20 protein-coding genes and 1 pseudogene are annotated in these 21,868 nt (G+C 58.3%); 9 read left to right on the plus strand and 12 right to left on the minus strand.

Annotated features, from left to right (window positions below):
* Positions 1–115 precede the first annotated feature (115 nt).
* The 4 genes from ACZ1HE_RS06775 to ACZ1HE_RS06790 all read right to left on the minus strand — a co-directional run bounded on the left by ACZ1HE_RS06775 (position 116) and on the right by ACZ1HE_RS06790 (position 6,002).
* A complete protein-coding gene (locus ACZ1HE_RS06775; protein ID WP_472620095.1) occupies positions 116–3,271 on the minus strand; it encodes a valine--tRNA ligase in 3,156 nt (1,051 codons plus the stop codon).
* A gap of 346 nt (positions 3,272–3,617) precedes the next feature.
* Positions 3,618–4,385 (minus strand): dienelactone hydrolase family protein, encoded by a 768-nt coding sequence (locus ACZ1HE_RS06780; RefSeq protein ID WP_472620096.1) that lies wholly within the window; start codon positions 4,383–4,385, stop codon positions 3,618–3,620.
* Positions 4,386–4,466: 81 nt separating this feature from the next.
* The gene (locus tag ACZ1HE_RS06785; protein WP_472624383.1) at positions 4,467–5,066 is read right to left on the minus strand and encodes an HD domain-containing protein; all 600 of its coding nucleotides are present in this window, start codon (positions 5,064–5,066) and stop codon (positions 4,467–4,469) included.
* Between the two features lie 36 nt (positions 5,067–5,102).
* A complete protein-coding gene (locus tag ACZ1HE_RS06790; protein WP_472620097.1) occupies positions 5,103–6,002 on the minus strand; it encodes a phytanoyl-CoA dioxygenase family protein in 900 nt (299 codons plus the stop codon).
* Between the two features lie 109 nt (positions 6,003–6,111).
* Here ACZ1HE_RS06790 and ACZ1HE_RS06795 point away from each other — a divergent pair, with 109 nt between their 5' ends.
* Positions 6,112–6,993: a LysR family transcriptional regulator gene (locus ACZ1HE_RS06795; protein WP_472620098.1), complete on the plus strand. Its 882-nt coding sequence runs from the start codon at positions 6,112–6,114 to the stop codon at positions 6,991–6,993.
* A gap of 168 nt (positions 6,994–7,161) precedes the next feature.
* Here the strand turns inward: ACZ1HE_RS06795 and ACZ1HE_RS06800 are convergent, their stop codons facing one another.
* Positions 7,162–7,599 carry an Lrp/AsnC family transcriptional regulator gene (locus ACZ1HE_RS06800; protein ID WP_472620099.1) on the minus strand — a complete coding sequence of 146 codons (438 nt, stop codon included), beginning with the start codon at positions 7,597–7,599 and terminating at the stop codon, positions 7,162–7,164.
* Positions 7,600–7,700: 101 nt separating this feature from the next.
* On the opposite strand from ACZ1HE_RS06800, the gene ACZ1HE_RS06805 reads away from it, so the two are divergent.
* The 3 genes and pseudogenes from ACZ1HE_RS06805 (at position 7,701) to ACZ1HE_RS06815 (ending at position 12,240) form a co-directional block, all read left to right on the plus strand.
* Entirely contained in the window at positions 7,701–8,843 is a 1,143-nt protein-coding gene (locus ACZ1HE_RS06805; protein WP_472620100.1) for a type III PLP-dependent enzyme, read from the plus strand.
* Positions 8,844–8,889: 46 nt separating this feature from the next.
* Positions 8,890–11,187 carry a xanthine dehydrogenase family protein molybdopterin-binding subunit gene (locus ACZ1HE_RS06810; protein ID WP_472620101.1) on the plus strand — a complete coding sequence of 766 codons (2,298 nt, stop codon included), beginning with the start codon at positions 8,890–8,892 and terminating at the stop codon, positions 11,185–11,187.
* Positions 11,165–12,240, plus strand: a pseudogene (locus tag ACZ1HE_RS06815) (DUF2235 domain-containing protein). The gene ACZ1HE_RS06810 and the pseudogene ACZ1HE_RS06815 overlap by 23 nt, the downstream one beginning before the upstream one ends.
* A gap of 290 nt (positions 12,241–12,530) precedes the next feature.
* Here ACZ1HE_RS06815 and ACZ1HE_RS06820 read toward each other — a convergent pair.
* Both ACZ1HE_RS06820 and metF read right to left on the minus strand, forming a co-directional pair.
* Positions 12,531–12,983, minus strand: a complete 453-nt coding sequence (locus ACZ1HE_RS06820; RefSeq protein WP_472620102.1) for a PaaI family thioesterase — start codon at positions 12,981–12,983, stop codon at positions 12,531–12,533.
* A 57-nt stretch (positions 12,984–13,040) separates the two neighbouring features.
* A complete protein-coding gene (gene metF, locus ACZ1HE_RS06825; protein ID WP_472624385.1) occupies positions 13,041–13,907 on the minus strand; it encodes a methylenetetrahydrofolate reductase [NAD(P)H] in 867 nt (288 codons plus the stop codon).
* A 95-nt stretch (positions 13,908–14,002) separates the two neighbouring features.
* Here metF and ACZ1HE_RS06830 point away from each other — a divergent pair, with 95 nt between their 5' ends.
* Together ACZ1HE_RS06830 and ACZ1HE_RS06835 are read left to right on the plus strand one after the other, a co-directional pair.
* Positions 14,003–14,197 (plus strand): YqaE/Pmp3 family membrane protein, encoded by a 195-nt coding sequence (locus tag ACZ1HE_RS06830; protein WP_209251845.1) that lies wholly within the window; start codon positions 14,003–14,005, stop codon positions 14,195–14,197.
* Between the two features lie 4 nt (positions 14,198–14,201).
* Positions 14,202–15,107, plus strand: coding sequence for a LysR family transcriptional regulator (locus ACZ1HE_RS06835; RefSeq protein ID WP_472620103.1), 906 nt, complete (start codon positions 14,202–14,204; stop codon positions 15,105–15,107).
* An 86-nt stretch (positions 15,108–15,193) separates the two neighbouring features.
* On the opposite strand, the gene ACZ1HE_RS06840 is transcribed toward ACZ1HE_RS06835, so the two are convergent.
* Complete coding sequence (locus ACZ1HE_RS06840; protein ID WP_472620104.1) at positions 15,194–16,234, minus strand: NADP-dependent oxidoreductase; 1,041 nt, start codon at positions 16,232–16,234, stop codon at positions 15,194–15,196.
* A gap of 175 nt (positions 16,235–16,409) precedes the next feature.
* On the opposite strand from ACZ1HE_RS06840, the gene ACZ1HE_RS06845 reads away from it, so the two are divergent.
* Positions 16,410–17,195 (plus strand): inositol monophosphatase family protein, encoded by a 786-nt coding sequence (locus ACZ1HE_RS06845; protein WP_472620105.1) that lies wholly within the window; start codon positions 16,410–16,412, stop codon positions 17,193–17,195.
* Between the two features lie 263 nt (positions 17,196–17,458).
* Here the strand turns inward: ACZ1HE_RS06845 and ACZ1HE_RS06850 are convergent, their stop codons facing one another.
* Positions 17,459–17,878 (minus strand): MerR family transcriptional regulator, encoded by a 420-nt coding sequence (locus ACZ1HE_RS06850; RefSeq protein WP_472620106.1) that lies wholly within the window; start codon positions 17,876–17,878, stop codon positions 17,459–17,461.
* 300 nt (positions 17,879–18,178) lie between these two features.
* Between ACZ1HE_RS06850 and ACZ1HE_RS06855 the strand changes: the two genes are divergently transcribed.
* Positions 18,179–18,637: a hypothetical protein gene (locus ACZ1HE_RS06855; RefSeq protein ID WP_472620107.1), complete on the plus strand. Its 459-nt coding sequence runs from the start codon at positions 18,179–18,181 to the stop codon at positions 18,635–18,637.
* A 5-nt stretch (positions 18,638–18,642) separates the two neighbouring features.
* Positions 18,643–18,861 (plus strand): GDCCVxC domain-containing (seleno)protein, encoded by a 219-nt coding sequence (locus ACZ1HE_RS06860; RefSeq protein ID WP_472620108.1) that lies wholly within the window; start codon positions 18,643–18,645, stop codon positions 18,859–18,861.
* A gap of 303 nt (positions 18,862–19,164) precedes the next feature.
* Here the strand turns inward: ACZ1HE_RS06860 and ACZ1HE_RS06865 are convergent, their stop codons facing one another.
* The 3 genes from ACZ1HE_RS06865 to ACZ1HE_RS06875 all read right to left on the minus strand — a co-directional run bounded on the left by ACZ1HE_RS06865 (position 19,165) and on the right by ACZ1HE_RS06875 (position 21,858).
* Positions 19,165–19,539 (minus strand): GFA family protein, encoded by a 375-nt coding sequence (locus tag ACZ1HE_RS06865; protein ID WP_472620109.1) that lies wholly within the window; start codon positions 19,537–19,539, stop codon positions 19,165–19,167.
* Positions 19,536–20,279, minus strand: a complete 744-nt coding sequence (locus ACZ1HE_RS06870) for a rhomboid family intramembrane serine protease (RefSeq protein WP_472620110.1) — start codon at positions 20,277–20,279, stop codon at positions 19,536–19,538. The genes ACZ1HE_RS06865 and ACZ1HE_RS06870 overlap by 4 nt, the downstream gene beginning before the upstream one ends.
* Before the next feature lie 241 nt (positions 20,280–20,520).
* Positions 20,521–21,858 (minus strand): metal-dependent hydrolase family protein, encoded by a 1,338-nt coding sequence (locus ACZ1HE_RS06875; RefSeq protein ID WP_472620111.1) that lies wholly within the window; start codon positions 21,856–21,858, stop codon positions 20,521–20,523.
* Between the last annotated feature and the right edge of the window lie 10 nt (positions 21,859–21,868).

The raw sequence follows: 21,868 nt of genomic DNA on the forward strand, positions 1-21,868 counted from the left end.
GGCCTCGTGCTCAATAGGGCCGAGCTAACAATCGCAGCGCTGAGAAGGCAATCAAAAACCCCGCCGTGGCGTGCGCGGCGGGGTTTGGAATTTGAGTATTTGGAAAAAGTGAAGATCAGGCCAGTTCTTGCAGACGCGCCAGAGCCTGTTTGATCTTGCCTTCTTGCTCTTCCCGCGCAGCGAGATTGGCGCGGGTTTCTTCGACAACCTCTTCGGGTGCGGATTCTGCGAATTTGGGGTTCTTGAGACGCCCGCGCAGACCGCCAAGCTCTTTAGTCAGCTTGCCCAGTGTCTTCTCAAGCCGTGCGATTTCCGAACCCACATCGATGATGTCGGCCAGCGGCAGGCCGAAGGTGCCGCCCGCAACTGGGATGGTCACCGTCCCCTTGGGGAATTCATCCACCGCCGTCAGGCTTTCGATCCGGGCCAGACGCTGGATCAGGACATGGTTGTTGTCCCAGGCTTCTTGCCCCTTGTCATCCAGGCTCGACACCAGCAGTGCCACCTTAAGGCCGGCAGGTACATGGGTTTGCGCACGAGCCGAGCGAACCGTGTCGATCAGCCCGATGACCCAATTCATTTCGCGGTCTGCTTCGGCATCGACCAGATCGGCGGCCGTATAGGTCGGCCAATCGGCGTGGATCAGCATCTTGGCGCGTTGATCGGCGTGACCCCAGAGCTCTTCGGTGATGAAGGGCATGATCGGGTGCAGCAGGATCAGTGATTGATCCAAAACCCACCGCAGGGTCGCCTGCGTCTCGGCCTTGGCCGCCGCGTCCTCGCCCTGCAGAATCGGTTTCGAGAATTCCAGATACCAGTCACAGACCTTGCCCCAGACAAAGCCGTAAAGGGCCGAGGCGGCATCGTTGAAGCGGTAGCTGTCGAGCGCTGCGTCAACCTCTTCTCGGACCTTGGCGGTTTCGCCGATGATCCATTTGTTCAGGGTTTGTGTCGCCTCGGGGCGTACACTCTCACCGGTGTAGGGGATCTCGTAATGTTCGGCAAAGCTGAAGGCGTTCCAGAGCTTGGTGCCAAAGTTGCGATAGCCGGTGATCCGGTCGCGGCTGAGTTTCAACACGCCGCCAATGGCCGCCATGGAGGCGTTGGTAAAGCGCAGGGCGTCGGCGCCGAATTCGTCCACAATCTCTAGCGGGTCGATGACGTTGCCGGTGGTTTTTGACATCTTCTTGCCCTTCTCGTCGCGGACAAGCTGGTGCAGGTAGACGGTGTGGAACGGGATCTGATCGACCACGGCCAGTTGCATCATCATCATGCGCGCGACCCAGAAGAACAGGATGTCAAAGCCGGTGATCAGCACATCCGTAGGGAAATAGCGCTGCATTTCCTCGGTGTCCGCAGGCCAGCCGAGCGTGCCGATGGGCCAGAGGCCGGAGGAGAACCAGGTGTCGAGGACATCGGGGTCGCGCCAAACCGGATAGACCAGTTTGGTCGGGTCCTGGTCAACCGCGTAGTGGGCAAGGCTCTCGGCGAACTGATGAATCGCCTCATGCTTGTCGGCGACTTCGATGACGGTTGCGTGGCTCAAAGGGCTGGGGATATTTGCATTGTCATCGAGGAACTTTTCGATGGCGTCTTCCAAGCTAGCGGCACATTCCATGACATTGCCACGGTGCAACATGCCACCTTCGTTCAGCAGGCGACCAAGTTCGACCAGGTCAAGCTGACCGTCGTTTTCGTCGTCCTTGAAGTTCTCGGCAGACAGGTCAAGGCCATACCAAACCGGGATCTGGTGCCCCCACCACAGCTGGCGCGAGATGCACCAGGGTTCGATGTTTTCCAGCCAGTGGTAATAGGTTTTCTCGCCGCTCTCGGGAATGATCTTGACGGTGCCGTCTTTGACCGCATCCAGCGCGGGGCCGACGACTTTTTCGGCGTCCACAAACCATTGATCGGTGAACATCGGTTCAATGACCACTTTGGAGCGATCGCCAAAGGGCTGCATGATCGGCTTGGCCTCGACCAGCGGGACGGTTGTGACCGCAGGCGCTTCTTCGCCCTTTTTCAGCTTGGGCTTGGGGCCAAGGCGCGGATCGTCCGAGGTGGTCATGACGGCCAGACCGTCGGCGGTGATTTCTTCGACAACCTTGGCGCGCGCCTCAAAACGGTCGAGGCCGCGCAGGTGATCGGGGATCAGGTTGATGGCGTCGATTTCGTTTTCGGTGAACGTCCTGCCGCGTGCGTATTCCTGCGCTTTGCCTGCCTCTTTGGAGTAAGGCGCGCCATCGGCACGCATCGCGCCTTTGGTGTCCATCAGGCGATACATCGGGATGCCGCCGCGTTTGGCGACCATGTTGTCGTTGAAGTCATGCGCACCGGTGATCTTGACCGCGCCCGAGCCGAAGTCGGGATCGGGGTAATCGTCGGTGATGATCGGGATCTGGCGGCGGTGCTCTTTCGGGCCCACGGGAATTTCGCACAGCTTGCCGACGATGGGGGCATAACGCTCGTCCGAGGGGTGCACGGCGACCGCACCGTCGCCCAGCATGGTTTCGGGGCGCGTGGTGGCGATCGAGATGTAGTCGCGTTCCTCTTCCAGGATCACGTTCCCGTCTTCGTCTTTCTCGATGTAGGTGTAGGTGACCCCATCCGCGAGCGGGTATTTAAAGTGCCACATGTGGTCGGCGACTTCGATGTTTTCGACCTCAAGGTCCGAAATGGCGGTTTCAAAATGCGGGTCCCAGTTGACCAGGCGCTTGCCGCGATAGATCAGGCCCTTGTTGTACATCTCAACAAAGACTTTGATGACGGCGTCGTGGAAGTTGGGCGAGTTTTCGTGGCCCGTGCGCGGATCGTCGGCGGCACCGGCCATGGTGAAGGCGTTGCGCGACCAGTCACAGGTCGAACCGAGGCGCTTGAGCTGCTCGACAATGGTGCCGCCGTATTCGCCTTTCCACTCCCAGACTTTCTCCAGGAACTTCTCGCGACCCAGTTCATTGCGCGATGGCTGCTGCGTTGCAGCCAGCATCTTTTCCACCTGCATCTGGGTGGCGATGCCTGCGTGGTCCTGACCGGGCTGCCAGAGCGTGTCAAAGCCGCGCATCCGGTGCCAGCGGATCAGGATGTCCTGGAGAGTGTTGTTGAAGGCATGACCCACATGCAGCGCGCCGGTGACGTTGGGCGGCGGGATCATGATGGTGAAGCTTTCGTCACGCGATTTGTTCGCGCCTGCCTTGAAACAACCGGCCTCTTCCCAGGCCTTGTAGAGGCGGCTTTCGGCCTCGGCTGCGTTGAATGTCTTTTCCATCGCCATCTGATGTGTCCTGCGTCATCGAATTCGGGGTCAGCGCCTGCAATAGCGAATGGGGGCAGGAAGGGGAAGGGTTTGTGGGTAAGGTGAGGGAGATTGAGTTTTGCGAAACGGTGGAAGGGGGCTCCCGCCCGTCGATCAGGCATCCAAGATGCCCTCCTCCCGTTGGGCCGGGCCTCGCTTCGCTCGGCGGTTGGCGATTGCAGCGAAACGGGTGGGCCAAGCAGGACCACGCCGGGCATTGCCCGGCGCCTGGCCCAAAGCTGCTAGCGGTGCTGGCGAAGGCAGGATCGCTCGGGTGCGGGAGCGTCCCTTGTCCCTGAGGGTGGTGATCTGTCTGAAACCGAAATCAAACTTGCGCAAATCTTTCGCGAAAATAGGTCTCGACCCTGTGATAGGCAGGATCGTGAAAGTGCAGCGTCAGCAAGGAATGATCGTTGCCGGGAAATTCGACCGATTGCAGGTCCTCGCCAAAGGCGCGCTCAAGTGCGCGCATCAGGCGGGCCGGAGCCACCCGATCGCCGGTATAGCGCATGGCGAGCCCGGGGCCCTTGCTCTTCATTCCCGAACGCGCCTCGGCAATGTCGGCCACACTCATGTGCAGCTTGTCACCCCCAAACAAGGGCAAGGCTGGCTGGCTGGCAACGCCGCCCAGTACCGAGTCATCCGCCATCAGCGCCAGTGCAAAACTGCCTGTCAGGCACATGCCGATCACGCCAACGCCCGCGGCATCTTCTTCGGATCTGATGTGGCGACACAGTGCGCGCATCCAGGTCGAGATCGGGCTTTGGCGACCTTTCAGGAACACATTGAATTCGCGCCGGATACAGAACATGCGCAGGGCATTGCGCGTCATCGTCACTTTGCCGAATGTGCCAAAGAGGTGGGGCAGATAAACGCGAAACCCAGAGTCCGTCAGACGATCTACCAGATCCAGCGTTTCCGGGCCGATCCCGGGCAACTCCTGTAACAACAGGATCGGGGAGCCGTCGCCCCGGACATGGACGGTATGCGTGACCTCGTGACCGGTGCTGAGTGCAGCGGTGAAATCAAACGTTCGATGAGGTTCCCACGACGACATATCCGGGAAATAGCGCAGTACACATGCTAAATCCACGTCCTGAGCCAAAACGGTGCGTTTCCGGCTGAAATGGGTCGAAGTTTTGCAGTTTTGCTGCTTTTTTAGTCAGTTTTAGCCTCAATCGGGCCGGGCAGCCGCAATTTCCGCGTTCTGGAGCGGCTCGCGCGCACCAGGTCGGATGACGTCCGGATCGTAGGGCGTGCGGTCAAACACCTTGCGTACCATCGGAGCAAAGAACTCCAGCGGAAGGTCCTTGTAGTCCGGGTCAAACGAGGCTTGATCCCAGCGTTCGCAGAACACTTCGTTGTCCTCAAAATATGCATGGCCGCGGTGACGCTCGCGTTTGTGCTGGTCGAACCCTTCCAGGTGATGGCCGTAGTAGAGCATCTGGAAATCGCCGTGGGTTTGCACGACCCATGAACACTGCTCGCGCACAAAGGGCTTCAGGATCGTGGCGGCATATTCGTCGTGGTTGTAGGGCGCATAAATGTCGCCGATGTCATGCAGCAGGGCCGAGACGATCCAGTCGATGTCAGCCCCGTCGCGGTACGCGCGGGTGGCCGATTGCACCGAGTGTCCCAGACGGGTGATCTGATAGCCCGACAAGCTTTCGTCAAGATCGACCAGCGCCTGCAACAACCGGTCGGCGGTGTGTTTGGTATGGTCGATTTCGTGGGCGGTCAGGAATTCATACTCTTCCTTGGTGCCGTCCTTCATTTGGGTAAAACTGACTTTGTCCACAGTCGGTCCTTCCTAGTCGTTTGCGGCCGCGAGGCCTTGATACAGAGAAACATCCTTTTTCAGGCCCTGGGCAAGTGCTTTTGTCTGTTCCGATTGAATTTCGTGGTGCAGTGCGAGCGCCTCTGTCGCGAACAGACAAGACGGTGTCGGTACGTGGACAAACGCGCCCGAAGTGTCGGTGCCGCGCGCCATCATGGCATAGTCTCGGTCGGCCACCTCTTGGCGGGCATTCGGGTTGATGTAGCGGATGGCAAACCCGATCCGGCGGTCGCCCGAGACATTGGGGCCCGAGCCATGGAACGTCAGGCCATGGTGCAATGAGATCTGACCGGGCTGCAGTTCGATATGGGTTTTGTCATCGTCGCACACATCCACTGCAATCTCTTGCCCGCGCGACAGCAGGTTGGTTTCCGAAAACGTGTCATTGTGTGGCATGATCGGGTTTTTGTGGCTGCCTTTGACAAAATCCATGCACCCGCTGTCGACCGTCGCAGGCGAGAGCGCCACCCAGGCCGTAACCTGATCCGAGGTCTCTCCCAAGCCCCAATAGGTCAGATCCTGGTGCATGCCGACCACGTGTTTGGTGTGGGGTTCCTTGATGAAAAACTCGGCCGACCAGATCATCAGGTCTGGCCCCAAGATGCCTTCGACTGCGTCCAGGATACGCGGGTCGGTCGCCAGCTTGGCGGCCAGCGGCATCACCATGTGGGCGTGGTTGCGTTTGTAGGTCATCAGCGGCTTGGGTAGATCGGCCGTCAGCCAGTTTCGTTCGATCCTTTCGAGTTCCGCGCGGATTTCAACCGCTTCGTTGGGGGGCATGATCTGGATCGGGAACAGGAAGCCGTCCGTCCAGTATTGGTCCTTTTGCGCTTCGGTCAGGCGACCGTGGTCCAGAGAAAGGGGCTGCGGCATGGGGGCTCCTACGGGCTGCGAATTCGTTGGTTCACGCTAGACTTGGTTCCACGAATTTCAGAACGCGAAGTCTTGCAGCTGAGGCTAAGTTTTGCTTAGCCTGCTGCTCATGGCGTCTCGTATCCCGTCCCTCAATTGGCTGCGTGTGTTCGAAGCAGCTGCGCGCACTGAAAGCTTTGCGCGCGCAGCGCAGCAGTTGAACATGTCGGCCGCCGCCGTCAGTCAGCAAGTCAAGGCGCTGGAAACGCAATTGGGTGCGCGGTTGTTCGTGCGCCATCCCCATTCGGTGACATTGACCGAGGCGGGCCGCGGGTATCTGCCCTCGGTGCAGCAATCCCTATTGATGCTTGAAACAGCGACGACCGGATTGTTCGGGGTAACTCGGCAGCAACGCGTGTTTGTGCAATCCAACATGCTTTTTGCGCATGGGGTCCTGTCGGCGGGTATTCCGCGCTTCAACCAGACACATCCGGACGTGCGGGTGATGTTGGGCACCAGCAATCAGGCCAGTGAGAACGCCAGCCAGTTCACCGATCTGCAGATCGTCTTTGGCAACCCGACCTTGTTTGGCGCGGAACACGACCCGTTGATGGAGGAGCGCTTGTACCCCGTGACTGCACCTGAGGTGGCAGACCGGATCAAGTCACCACACGATTTGCTGGATCACGTTCTGATCGAAGTGGCTTCGCACCGGGCGGGATGGCCATATGTGTTCGAGGCGCTGAAACTGCCCCAAGGCAATGCGCGCTATACCTTTGTCGATAACACGATCATGGCGGCAACCATGGTCGCTGCGGGAGGAGGCGTTTGTCTTGCACGTGCGCCTGCCAGCGATACCATTACATCACTGTGCGGCCTTGTGCCTTGCCTGCCGGGTTTTGAGGTTTCGGGGCAGGAGCAGTACCACCTTGTCTACGCCGCCGCATCCTCGTTGCGTCCTGCCGCCCGTGTCTTTCGCAATTGGTTGATGGAATATCTTGCTTTGACCTAGGCGCCGCTGTGTACTGGAGCTTGCGCAGTACCAGCATTCGGAGTGCTCCCGCCCGTCGATCAGGCATCAAAGATGCCCTCCTCCCGTTGGGCCGGGCGCCGCGCTTTGCGCGGCGGGCCAACACCCGTTGCGGCAAACAATGATAGGGAACGAGAGAGCTGGCCGTCTTTAGCGCCCGCCCCGGTCCAACTTGGTGGATAGGTGGATCAGGCTTTCGGAAGACAAGACCCCACGGGCTTCGCCAATCCGGTCAAGGGTTTCGTCCAGCTCTGCGGTGGTTGCTGCACTGACCTGCACGAGCAGATCGAACCGCCCCGAAGTGGTATGCACCACCTCGACCCCTGGCAAATTGCGTAGGCGACTGAGAACTGCAGGGCCGGTGCGGGGCTCGATTGAGACCAACACCGTTGCCTGCAATGGGGGGCGAGCAGCAGCGCTGAGCCGCAAAGTGTATCCCGCGATGACGCCTGTGTTTTCCAACCGCTCGATCCGGGCCTGAACTGTGGTGCGTGCAAGCCCCAGTGACCGCGCCAACTCGGTCACGGGTGTGCGAGCGTTGTCCCCCAGAAGCGACAGAAGTTTCGTGTCTATTTCATCAAATTGCATGGCTATCTCGGCAGATTGACGACTCTTTCTTGCATATTACTCAATCCGCCGCGTGAAATCGACGTCTGATCGCCTCATTCTAAGAAAAAAGTGAGGCACCGATGCAGCATCTCTCGACCCCTTGGGCCACTCCGGAAACCCATCTGAGCCGAATTCGTCCCGATCACCCTGTGATGTATCTGTCGCCTGCGGTGCTGCAAGCGACGGCTCAAAGGTTCCAGCAGGGGTTCGACGGGTTGGTGACCTACGCGGTCAAGGCCAACGACCGGGCCGAAGTGCTGGCCAATCTGGTCGCGGCAGGTTTGACCACATTTGACGTGGCCTCTCCGGTCGAGATGCAGGCGGTGCGTGCGGCGTTGCCGTGTGCGGTTTTGCATTACAACAATCCGGTGCGCTCTGAGACCGAGATTGCGGCGGGCATTGCTCATCAGGTGGCGAGTTGGTCCGTGGATGAAGCCACCGAACTGGACAAACTGGCAGCTGTTCCCAAGTCCTGCGAAATCTCGGTGCGCTTTGCCTTGCCGGTTGAGGGTGCTGCTTATGACTTTGGCGAGAAATTCGGTGCTACCAAGGATCAGGCCATTGCGTTGTTGCGACGCGTTCAAGAGCAAGGCTGGTCGCCGTCCTTGTGCTTTCACCCCGGTACACAGTGTGAAGACGCAAGCGCCTGGGCGCGCTACATCGAAGCAGCTGCCGATATTGCGCAAGCTGCTGGCGTCACATTGGCGCGTTTGAACGTGGGTGGTGGGTTTGCCGCGCATCGCAACGGGCAAGCCCCAGACCTGGAAGGTGTGTTCCAGACCATCCGTGAAACAGTGGATCGAGTATTCACGGATGTCGCGCCTGCGCTGATCTGCGAGCCGGGGCGGGCCATGGTGTCCGAGGCTTTTGTCCTGGCGACCCGAATCAAGGGCATGAAACAGGACGGGCGCATCGTTTTCTTGAATGATGGCATCTATGGTGGTCTGGTCGACCTGCGGGACATGGGATTGATGGACCGCGTACGCGTTGTTTCTCCCGAGGGTGCGGAACGCTTAGGTGGCGGTCGGGCGAGGATTGTCTTTGGGCCGACGTGTGACAGCCTGGACCGCTTGCCCGATGGATTGGTTCTGCCCGACGACACACAGACCGGCGACTACCTGTTGATCGCCGGCATGGGTGCCTATTCTGTCGCCATGTCGACCGTGTTCAATGGTTATGGTCTGCGCGACGTGGCGACTGTGCTTTCCTTCTCTGGACAATGACACATCACGGGCTATCGTCGCGTCCTGAGCCAGCAGGGAGCGCGCGATGGAAAAGTTCGGAAAAAGCCAGCCAGTCAAACGGGTCGAAGACGTCCGTTTTCTGACTGGGCAGGGGCGGTTCATGGAAGACGTGGCCCCGGATGGTGCGCTTTTTGCCGCGTTCTTTCGCAGCTCGGTGGCGCACGGAATCATCACCTCGCTGGATCTGGATGCGGCGCGGGAAATGGATGGCGTCCATCTGATCGCAACGGTCGAGGATCTTGAGGCGGCGGGGATCAAGGTGGCGATGGATGGCACCACCTTGCAAAACCGCGATGGGTCCAAGGCAGCCGCGCCTGAACGCCCGATGTTGGCGCGGGATCGAGTGCGTTTCGTGGGTGAGCCCGTGGTCATGGTGGTGGCCGAAACCCCCGACCAGGCCCGTGACGCAATCGAAGCAATTTGGATGGACACCGAAGACCTGCCCGCAAAGACCGACCTTGCACCCGGTGGACCGGAACTGCACCCCGAAGCACCTGACAACCGCGCCTTTGATTGGGGGTTGGGCGATGAAGAAGCGACGCAAGCGGCATTTGCGGCTGCGGCGCATGTCGTTTCGTTGGATGTGCACGACAACCGGATCATCGCCAATTCGATGGAGCCGCGCGGATGTCACGCCGCTTGGGAAGGTGATCACCTTCACTTCTCATATGGTGGGCAGGGCGTTTGGGCCATGAAGGCGCAACTTGCCGACAAGCTGGGGATGGAGCCCGAGAACCTGCATGTCACCACCCCGGATGTGGGCGGTGGGTTTGGCATGAAGGCGATGCCTTATCCCGAGTACATTCCGGTCGCCCATGCTGCACGGGTTTTGGGCCGACCGGTGCGCTGGATGTCCGAGCGCACAGAGGCGATGCTGACCGACAATCACGGCCGTGACCTGACCTCGCTGGCCGAGCTGGCCTTTGATGCGAACCACAAGATCACCGCATACCGTGTTCAGACGCGCTGCAACCTTGGGGCCTACAACAGCCATTTTGCGCAAGCCATTCAGACCAACCTGTTCAGCCGCGTGCTGATGGGGGTTTACGATGTGCAGACCACCTGGTTGCAGGTCGAAGGGATCTACACCAATTCTACTCAAGTGGACGCCTATCGTGGCGCTGGGCGGCCCGAAGCGATCTATGTGTTAGAGCGTGTCATGGACCGCGCCGCACGCGAATTGGACGTCGATCCGTGGGAACTGCGGCGCAAGAACTTCATCAAGCCCGATGCTTTTCCTTACAAGACCGCAACGGGCGAGACCTATGACGTGGGCGACTTTGACATGATCCTGTCACGTGCGGGGGAACAGGCTGGGGCGGCAGGGTTTGCTGCGCGCCGCGCTGCGGATGCTGAACGTGGCCAGCTGCGGGGGCAGGGCCTGTGTTACTATATCGAAAGTATTTTGGGCGATCCTTCTGAGGGTGCGACGGTCGAGTTCTGTGAGGATGGCTCGGTCAACCTGTATGTCGGGACGCAATCGAACGGGCAGGGGCATGAGACGGTTTATGCTCAATTTCTGGCCGATCAAACCGGCATCCCGGCGGAGTTGATCCGGGTCGTTCAAGGCGACAGTGACCGCATCGCGCAAGGCGGGGGGACGGGTGGATCCCGTTCCGTGACCACGCAGGCCAACGCCACCTTGGCAACGGTCGATGTGATCCTCGCCGCATTCACGCCCTATCTTGCTGACAAGATGGGGGTTCAGGAGAGCGACGTTATGTTCGACGACGAGACATTCCGCGCACCGGGGTCGAACCTGACCCCGACGCTGGTTGAGGCGGCCGAGATGGCGCGCGCGGATGGTCGCACCGATTTGCTGAGACACGAGGCCCGGGCGCAACTGCCTGGTCGCAGTTATCCCAATGGCGCCCATGTTGCCGAAGTTGTGATCGACCCGGACACCGGGGTGGTCACGGTGGACCGCTACACGGTGGTCGACGATTTCGGTAATCTAATCAATCCGATGCTGGCCGAGGGCCAAGTGCATGGCGGGGTGGTTCAGGGCATCGGTCAGGCGATCACAGAACATGTCGTGCATGATGCAGATGGACAACTGCTCACGGCAACGTTGATGGACTATGCCTTGCCCCGCGCTGCCGACGTGCCCATGATTGAGTTTACCTCGCAACCGGTTCCGTCGACGGCCAACCCCATGGGGATGAAGGGCTGCGGCGAGGCCGGGACGGTCGGGGCGCTGGCCGCAGTGGCAAATGCCGTGCAGGACGCGCTCTGGGATCGGGGGGTGCGACAGGCGGATATGCCGTTCACACCTCTCAAAGTATGGGAAATGATCAAGGATGGTGCTGTCGCGGCTGAGTAATAAACTTCTGGGTTGGCTTGGGCGGCCACTGCAGTCCAGGCATTCTGCAGAGACGCCGCATCGCGGGCCTCAGACGCATGTGATCATTCTGGACGGCACCATGTCGACGTTGGAACCTGGACGTGAAACCCACGCCGGTCAGTTCTTGCGCTTGGCCTGCGAGGCAGGCTCGCAGGTGTCAGTATTCTACGAGGCCGGGGTGCAGTGGAAAAGCTGGCGCACGACCTTGGATGTGATGATGGGGCGTGGGATCAATCGGCAGATTCGGCGGGCTTATGGCTACCTTGCGTCGCGCTACAAACCAGGTGATAGGATATTTCTGATCGGATATTCGCGCGGCGCTTATGGCGTGCGAAGCTTGGCTGGTGTGATCGACATGGTCGGGCTACTTAAAGCCGAGCACGCGACCGTACGTAACATCCGGCAGGCCTATCGTCACTATGAGTGCAATCCCAGTGGTCCACATGCGGCGACCTTTGCGCGGGCTTATTGCCACAAGGAAACACCCATCGAGATGGTTGGGGTCTGGGACTCGGTCAAGGCTCTGGGGATGAGATTGCCGCTTTTGTGGCGCTGGGCTGAGGCGCGCCATGCTTTCCACAACCACCAGCTGGGGCCAAGCATCCAACATGGCTATCATGCGCTGGCGTTGGAGGAGACGCGGCAGGTGTTCACACCTGTATTGTGGCAATGCTCGCCGGGGTTCAAGGGCCATGTCGAGCAGGTCTGGTTCCGGGGCAGCCATGGGGACGTCGGCGGGCAGTTGGGAGAGTACGAAGACGCGCGACCCTTGGCCAACGTCTCACTCGTCTGGATGCTGGAGAAGGCCGAGAAACATGGGTTTCCCCTGCCACAGGATTGGCGGGAACGGTTTCCGGCCGATCCGGATGCACCATCGGTTGGAACATGGCGGGGGTGGGGCAAGATCTTTTGCTTCGTGGTCCGCGAACTGTTGGACGTGATCGGTCAGAGCGGTTGCACGAAACGGTCAGGCCGGAAGACGTACCCGGCACAGCCAGCGCGCCGATGGCAGAGCCCACAGCCACACATTGAATGGATTTACCTGGCTGGGCTGAAGGCGCGCAGCCTACGGGGCGCTCCCGCGCCCGAGCGATCCTGACTGCGTCAACCTCGCCAGCGGTCTTGGGCCGGGCGCCTCGCCTTCGGCTCAGCGCGGTCCCGTTTGGAGCGACTTGCTTCTCCGCAACTGCCAACCGCCGAGCGTAGCGAGGCCCGGCCAAACGGGAGGCGGCGTTCCGTGAGGAAAGCCAACGACGGGCGGGAGTACCCTGTTTATGTAACAGATGTGCAGATTGCTATTTGTGAGCTGACGGAATGTCAGTCTACTTCATCTTCATGATGATGCAGGTGGTGGTTCCAGTCGCATAGAGCTTGCCATCCTCGACGCCGCGAATTTCGCCATGCGCAATCCCGGTGGATCGGCCTGCGTGATCGGTGATACCAATCGCTTCGATCTGGGTGCCCAGTTTGATCGGGCGGATGATGTTCACCTTGTACTCAAGCGTCGTATAGGTCGATCCGGCAGGCACCTTGGTCCAGACCGCGCAAGCCATGCAGCTGTCGAGCAGTGTGCCGTACCAGCCGCCATGAACACCACCGTGGGGGTTGGTTGCCCCCTCATTGGGTGTGCCGCGAAAGATCACCTTGCCGTCTTCGACGAGATAAGGCGCAAAGCCCAATGTACGAGCAATCGGTGCACCGGGGATGTCGCCGTTCAACACGGCCTGCATCAGTTCCAGCCCGGACATGTCGGTGATATCGAATGTGTCGCTCATCGTGCGCCTCCTGCTTTTGCGACGCAACGCTAACAGCGCCGCGTCGAGCAGCAAGTCTTACGCGACGTTCTGCAGGTCGACCTTGGGCACGACGCCAAGCGCGTGACAAACGTCCCGTGTCAACTCAGGGCGATTGAGTGTGTAAAAATGCAGCTTGTCCACCCCGCCTTCGATCAGCTCCGAACACAACTCGGTGCAAATTGCGGTTGCGAGCAAGTCTTCTCGATCGTCGCGGACTGCCTTGGCAAAGGCGTCTTCGACCCACTGCGGGACGATCGTGCCGCAGCGGCGGGCAAAATTGCGCGCGCCCTTCCAGTTCTCGATTGGCAGAATGCCAGGTGTGATCTGCTTGTCGATTCCTGCCTTGGCGCAGGCATCACGGAAACGGAAAAAGGTCTCTGCTTCGAAAAAGAACTGCGTCAAAGCTTCATCCGCGCCTGCGTCCAGCTTGCGCTTGAGCCATTCGACGTCGTCTTGGGCGTGTTGAGCGTCGGGGTGGATGTCGGGATAGGCACCGACGCGGATATTGAATTTGCCCGTGGCGGCCAGCGCCTCGATCAGCTCAACGGAATTGGCAAAGCCTTCGGGGTGCGGTGTGAATCGGCCTTCGCCCTTGGGGGGGTCGCCGCGCAGGGCGACAATGTCGGTGACGCCAGATGCAGCAAATTGATCGGCGATGGCGAGCGTTTCCGATTTGGTGGCATTCACGCATGTCAGATGCGCTGCAACGTTTAGTCCGGATGACTTGTGCAGCGTCGCCACGGCGTCGCGGGTCAGATCGCGTGTTGTACCGCCTGCGCCATAAGTGACCGAGACAAAACGTGGATCCATCGGCGAGAGGGTCTGAACCGTATCCCAGAGGCGGAACGAGGCCTCCAGGTTCTGGGGAGGAAAAAACTCAAAGGAAATTTCAGGCGCGGTCATCGGTGTCTCACTCATATCTCTCGGATTTGGCCCCTTGTCGCACGTGCAGCATTGTGAGACAATTTCATAATACTCAAGAACAACATGAGGTTGATATGAGGTTATTATTGGCGCTGCTGCTGCCCCCGGTTGTGTTTTTCACAATTGGACGCCCTTGGCAGGGACTGTTTTGCCTGATTTTACAGCTGACTCTGATCGGTTGGATACCCGCTGCGATTTGGGCCGTGTATGCGCTGAGCCAGTACAGGACTGAGCAAATGATTGCGGACTCGGTTCGCGACCGAGAGTAGATTCATGCATATCGAATTCCGACATCTCAGAACGATCAAAGCCATCCACGAGTGCGGTGGATTGGCGCGCGCGGCGGATCAGTTGAACATCACACAATCGGCGCTCAGTCATCAGATCAAGGGACTTGAGGATCAGGCAGGCGTCGAGCTCTTCATACGCCGATCCAAACCTATGAAACTCTCGGCGGCGGGTGTGCGGCTTTTGCGGTTGGCTGAACAAGTTCTGCCTCAGGTTGAAGCCGCTCAGGCCGAGTTTTCGTCACTGAGGGATGGCAAAACAGGACGGATGCATATTGCGATTGAATGCCACGCCTGTTTCGAGTGGCTGTTCCCAGTACTAGAGAAATTTCGGAAAAGTTGGCCTGATGTGGATGTAGACATTCGTCCGGGATTGGCGTTCGATGCTTTGCCAGCCTTACAAAAAGAAGAGGTGGATCTGGTGGTGTCCTCGGATCCCGAAGAGCTTCCGGGTGTCGAGTTCATTGAGCTTTTTGAATACGATGCCGTGTTCGTTGCAGCAGCGACCCACGCCCTGGCTCGGAAACCATTTATCGAGGCCGAGGATTTTCGCAAACAAACACTGATCACCTACCCTGTGGAACGGACGCGATTGGATGTATTCAGTCAGCTGCTTATCCCGGCCAAGGTGGAACCGGCGATGATCCGACAGGTGGAACTGACGGCAGTTATCCTGCTTCTCGTTGCGTCAAACCGTGGAATTTCGGTGCTGCCGGATTGGGTGGTGCGCGAGGTGAAATACAGTTCGGATTACGTGACACGCCCCCTGACTGAGAATGGGATCACACGTAGCCTTTATGCAGCAGTCAGGTCTGAAGACCTTGAGAAACCGTTTGTGCAGAAGCTGATCAATCTGGCAAGCGTTGAGGCCAAGAGGCTCCAGTCGCAATAGAAGCGATGGCGCAGGTGCGGCGGCCGAATGGGCGGGGTGCCCACCCATTCGGCCGCCGCACCTGCGCGGTTTCGTGATACGGGCCGTTAGATCACTTTGACGATCTGCTTGCCCATGTTTCCGCCTCGCAACATCGACATGAACGCCTGTGGCGCGTTTTCCAGACCAACGGCAATGTCTTCGACATAGCGGATGTCGCCACTAGCGATCTTGGGCGCAATCTGTCCCAGGAATTCCGGATAGCGGTCAAAGTGGTTTGAGATGATGAAGCCGTTCACGCTCAGGAAATTCACCAGGATCGTGCGCCAGAGTCCGGGAGCAGAGAGCCCTGCATCACTTGCGCCCGCACCCAAGCCGCCAGCGTTGTACCAGCTGATCATGCCGCAAATCGGGATGCGGCCATGCGGGTTCATCAGCGGCATCACCGCCTCGAGCACCTTGCCGCCCACGTTTTCGAAATAGATGTCGACACCGTCTGGGCAGGCCTCTTTCAGTTCGGCACGCAAGGCCTTGGCATCCGGATAGGCGCGGTGATCCGGGCAGGCGTCAAAACCAAAGGTCTCGGTTGCTAGCTTGCATTTGTCGGCCCCACCCGCGATGCCCACCGTCCGCAAACCGGCCAACCGTGCAACTTGGCCTACCATCGATCCGACCGGACCGGTGGCAGCAGCGACGACCAAGGTTTCGCCCGTCTTGGGCCGACCCAGCTCGGTCAAACCGTACCAGCCGGTGAATCCAGGCATGCCAAGCACCCCAAGCGCTGTGGTGATTGGCATCTGGTTGGGGTCAATCTTGCGCATCATGTTGGCTGGTTGAACTGCATGGGTAGCCCAACCGAACATGCCAAAGGCAAAGTCACCGGGCGCAAAATGTGGGCTGTTCGAAGCAATGACCTCGCCCACGCCGCCTCCTTCCATAGTGCCGCCGACAGGTACGGGGGCCGCATAGGACTTGGCATCATCCATTCGGCCCCGCATGTAAGGATCAAGCGACATATAGTGGACGCGGACCAGCACCTCTCCGTCACCAGGTGTTGGAATAGGTGCGCTTTCATAACTGAAATTGGCGGCCTCGGGCGCACCTGTGGGGCGGCTGGCCAGAGCCACGCGGTACATCTGTTCGGTCATAGTTTGCTCCTCGCTGTTGCGCGACAGCGTAGGCGCATGTACGCGCAACGCAAGCATTGCGGGCATGTAACGCCACGATAGGCAAAAGTACGGGGGCAGCCATGCAAAAGCTGCCTCTTGGCAAGAGCGTCCGGTCCAAGTATACGCGCGATCTGACCGAACAGGAGCCCACCCGATGATTGGCAGTGCAAACCTCAACATCATGCAAAAAGCCGCGCGCAAAGCGGGGCGTTCCCTTGTGAAGGACTTTCGCGAGGTTGAAAACCTGCAGGTGTCGATGAAAGGTGCCGGAGACTTTGTCTCCAAGGCTGACATCGCGGCCGAGGCGATTCTCAAAGAAGAACTGATGGGTGCGCGCCCGACATACGGCTGGATCGCCGAAGAGGGCGGTGAGATCGAGGGCGAAGACCCCACCCGTCGTTGGATCGTTGATCCGCTGGATGGGACTACCAATTTCCTGCACGGTCTACCCCACTGGGCGATTTCGATCGCGCTGGAGCACAAGGGCAAGATCGTGGCGGGCGTGATCTATGACGCCGCGAAGGACGAGATGTTCTTTGCGGAAAAAGGCGCGGGTGCCTGGATGAATGAAAGCCGTATCCGCGTGTCGGGCCGTCATCGTATGATCGAGTCGATCTTTGCGACGGGTCTGCCGTTTGCCGGTCGCTCCGATTTACCTGAAACTTTGCAGGATTTGGCGCGTATCATGCCGACCTGTGCTGGCGTGCGTCGGTTCGGATCTGCCGCACTCGATATGGCTTATGTTGCGGCAGGGCGTTACGAGGGCTTCTGGGAGCGCCGCCTGAAGGCTTGGGATGTCGCTGCTGGCATTATCATCGTCAAGGAAGCGGGCGGATTTGCCCAAGCGATTGACCCTGAGGGGCATATTCTGTCGGACGGTGAAGTGATCTGCGCCAACGAGCCAATTTTTGAAACATTTGCCAAGGTGATCCGCGGATAAGGTCTGTGCCGGTGCTGTGCACCGGATCCTCTGGCGGTCAAATTTGGACAAATGGAAGGGGCCGAACGGCCAGCCCATGCGACAAATGTTGAAGATTGACTGAATAGGAACCAAGCGGACAGATCTTGTGTGTCGGGAAGCGGACATGCGTCGACTTTTGTCCGGTGTCAGCAATGAGCCCATTCAAACTGATGCTGCGCGAGGCAAGAACGGCAGCAATGCGCAGAAAGCGGGCTTTGCAAAGTCGGGTTTGAAGTGTCGGCTCAGCGGACTAACCTGCCGTCCGGCCAATGTCCTCTTGCCCTTAGCGCGTCCAGCATCGGGCAGGCGTTTTTGCCATTTGCGCAGTTGGAGACCAACTCTGCCAGAGCTTTTTCAAGCTGTCTCAACTCCTTTAGCTTCACTCGAACTTCCTGAAGGTGTTTTCGACCAAGATGCTCAACCGTCCCACACGAGTCGCTTGGCGCATCGGCCAGATCACGCAGTGCCACTACATCCGCGATTGAAAACCCAAGATCACGGCAACGCCTAATGAAGCAGAGCTCGGATACTTCTTTGTCCGTATAGGTGCGTCGTCCAGACGCTGTGCGGCCTGCTTTGGATATTATTCCTTCTCGCTCGTAATAGCGAATGGTCTCAATGGAAACGCCGCTTTGTCGGGATGCTTCTCCAATCGCAATCATGTGATCGAACTCCGCTTGATTCTGTAGCCACTACAGGATGCATAAGTCCGGCATGATGTCGAATACCGAAACTTTAATTGATGGAACCAAGGGGCCGAACCGCCTGCTAATCGGCGGTGCTGGATTGCTCGCTTTGCTCAGCGCGTCATGCTGCGTCCTACCGATTGGCCTTTCCATAATTGGCTTGGGCGGATCATGGCTTGTCATGCTTGGCCCATTTGTAGAATACCGCGTCGAAATTCTCGCGGTCGTAGGGCTGATACTAGTTTGGGGGTGGCTTCGTCTTTTGCGACGTTGGCAATGCGCAAGCCAAAGGCGCTCAACTGTGGTTTTACTCAGCTTAACAACACTTGCTTTCATTCTCGCAACCAGTTCACCGCTGTGGGAGGAAGACGCAGCGAGAAAAATGTTTGCTCTATGGCGGGAAGCACGCCAATGAAGAACTACGTGCAAGCAAGTTTCTTGGTGTCAGTATCAGCGCTTGGAGTGGCTGCGTGTTGCGTTCTTCCGATGACGATGATGCTCGTCGGATTAGGTGGCGGTTGGCTTGCCGTCTTTGGAAAAATCGCCGCAATTAGCTTTTATGTGTTGGCGGGTTCAACGCTGGTTCTCTTGTTGGCATGGCTCTTTGCCTACCGAAAAGGTTCTCTATCTCACCTCAAATGGTGGCTCGCAGGAAGCACCGTTCTAACTGCCCTCGCGTGGGTCGTCGTGTTTAACGAGGCTCGCATCAATGACTATCTGATAACTCTGATGTGAAGAACATGGATGATCAACAAATCGAACTGAACAGCAAAATCACGTGTCCAGAGTGTGGACATTCGCAGGTGGAAACCATGCCAACAGATGCGTGCCAATGGTTTTATGAATGCAAGTCTTGCCATGCGGTGCTGAAACCGCTCGAAGGGGATTGCTGCGTCTATTGCTCTTATGCAACCGTGCCTTGCCCGCCGATACAGGAAGGTAAGTCCTGCTGCGCATAGCAAAAGCCGCCGTTCGCTGCGCTCCAACAAATGAACAGGTTGGGCTCGAAACAGTCGTTCGCCGCTCGCTGGACAAATGTCCGCTTTGGACTGGCTGAAGACACTGGAGCAGTTTCCGTCAACGGCAGCTAAGTCCGCACAGCAGTCATTGACCGAGGTTACATCAAGGTCTGCTTTTGTAAGTTGAACACCTTCCCGAGGATTTCTTCGAGATGGCCGTGGGTAGAAAAGCCCTGCAAGCTGGGGACGGATCGGTGTCGGTTCAACATTTATGGCAGGGGCTGGGGCTGGGCGGCTCCTTTTTTATTTGGCCCGGTCAGAGGGATGATTGACGCCGTCATTCCAGGCGATGGGTTCGTGATCACGCGGATTGACGCCTTGGATGCAGCCTAAATTGACACCGCATTCGGACGGATCCGAGCGGCGTTGGTGATGGGTGTAGATGCCGCAGATCTTGCAAAAGTGGTGCTTGGCCGCGCCGGTTCCCCAAGTATAGAGCGTGAGGTGCTCAGCCCCTTTGATCACCTGCAGACTGGCGGCGATAGCGGTGACGGCCGCAGCGCCCCGGCGACGACAAAAGGAACAGTCACAGCGCGCGGCTGATGCCAGACCTAGGGGAAACTCGGCCTCAAGCGCGACAGCGCCGCAATGGCAGGTGGCTGTCAGAGTTTCGGTCATTTGCGGGGCACCTTCGGGATGCGGGAAGTTGAAAAGCGGTAGTCATGCTCGGGATGGGGCGGGTGGCCATGGGTGCGGTCCCAAAACGCCACGCCGCCAAGTTTGAGCCAAAGTGGGATACATAGGACGAGACCCACAAAAAAACCTCCTGCATGAGCCCAGTATGCCACGCCACCCGTGTCCGGGTCAGACCCGATGCCGCCTAAGAATTGCATCCCCAACCAAACGCCCAGCATGACAAAGGCGGGGATCGAAAAGACGCGGAAATAGATGATCAGGATCAACAGGATATCGACGCGGGCCTTGGGAAAGAGCAGCAGGTACCCGCCCATAACACCCGCGATTGCTCCAGACGCGCCCACCAACGGAACGGTGGATGCGGGCGCGGTCAACACATGCAGCAGCGCAGCACCGACGCCACTGACCAGGTAAAATATCAAGAAGGGGACGTGCCCCATTTCATCTTCAAGGTTGTCGCCAAAGATCCACAGGAACAACATGTTGCCCGCCAGATGCATCCAGCCGCCGTGCAGGAACATCGAGCTGATCAGGGTTTCGAGGGCAAAGCCGTCAGCGGTGCGTGCCGGGATCAGTGCCCAGTCGAAAAAGAAACGGTTGATCTGCGGAGCATCGTTGATGATCCCGACATAGCTGATAAAGATTAGGATGTTAGCCGCCATCAGGGCATAGACGACATAGGGCGTGCGCCCCGACGGGTTATGATCGCGGATGGGTAACATGGGGCTGACGCTGGGCCGAAAGCAGTCCAACGTCAAGAGAGGTTAAGTATCGAACGACAGACACCTTCAATCTTTGCGTCAAAAGCGGGCGCGAGCGCCACAAGCCGAATGTTCGAGACCTTGCCGAACATAACCTGCTCGATAGCGAGATCATCCGATCTTTTACCCAACGCGAATGTCCGGTTTGAGCCCAAAGCAGTCGTTACAAAATTGGACTTGAGCAAAGGACTTCATCTGGAACTCAGTCCAGCGTGTTCTTGTAGACTTTGCCGTCTTTCATGATCAGATCGAAATTCTCATGCGGGTCTGCGATCAGGTCGATATCTTGCAGCGGATTGCCGTCCACAAGGATTAAGTCGGCATAAGCGCCCTTTGCGATTACACCCAAATCACCTTGTTGATAGGGATGGCGCGGGCCTGAGAGTTTGAGCAGTTCAGCATTGGTTGAAGTCGCCATTTTCAGCACCTCGTATGGCGTATACCAGCGCTGCAGTTTGGCAAGGAACGCGCCTTGACGTTCGGCCAGTTTGGGATCGAACAGGATGTCGGTGCCGAAAGCGACTTTCACGCCAACTTCTTTCGCCGTTTTGTAGGTGAAATCTGTACCGTTGGTGACATCGATCCATTTTTGCTGGCTGACAGGGTCGTCGAAAGAAAAGCCATCCTCGTCATCCAGCAGAGGCTGCACTGACAACCAAACTTCATTGTCACGCATCAGTTCCATCGTTTCGCGGCTCATCAAAAAGCCATGCTCGATGGACTTAACGCCAGCGGCAACGGCAATTTCCACGGCCTCGTCCGTGAAGACATGAGATGCAACATAGGTGTTGTAGGTGTCGGCCACCTCTACGAAAGCCTCGATTTCTGCCTTGGTGTATTGGCGTACATCCAGAGGATCATAGGTGGATGAAACCCCGCCACCGGTGGAGATCTTAAGCTGGGTTGCGCCCATGCGCATGATTTCACGCGCGCGTTTGACCACTTCCGGAACGCCATCAGCCTGCGCCATCAAACCAACGCTGTACCAGTACCATTGCGAATCCGCGCCGTTCGTCGGAACCGCTTGGTAGGGGCGATAGTCAAAGTGGCCGCCGGTTTGTGTCACGGGTGGGCCGGACGGCAGGATACGGGGGCCTTCGATCTCGCCTGCGTCAATCATCCGTTTTATGGCAAAGGAATTGCCGCCAACGTCGCGCACCGTTGTAAAGCCCCGCATCAACGTACCTTCGGAACCGATGGCACCCCGCACCGCGACCTCAAGAATATCGCCGGTCACAACCACACTCTGCGGATTGCAGCAGTAAAGCGTGTGCCAGTGTACGTCGATCAGGCCCGGCATCAACGTGCGCCCGCCGCCGTCGATGACGATACCATTGGCGACGGCGAGGGGTTCTGAGGACACTTCTGTAATCAGATTGTCAGTTACAATAACATTGGCATTCTCAATCATTTCCTCATTCACACCATCAAACACGTTGACGTTTGTGAACAGTATCGGTCCCCCATCCTGGGAGAGCGCTTGCGAACTGGCTATAGTGAGAAAAATCGACGAAACCGCCGCAAGTTTTGGGAAATGCATTTTCAATTCC

Source organism: Falsiruegeria sp. JB4-1 (assembly GCF_055693495.1).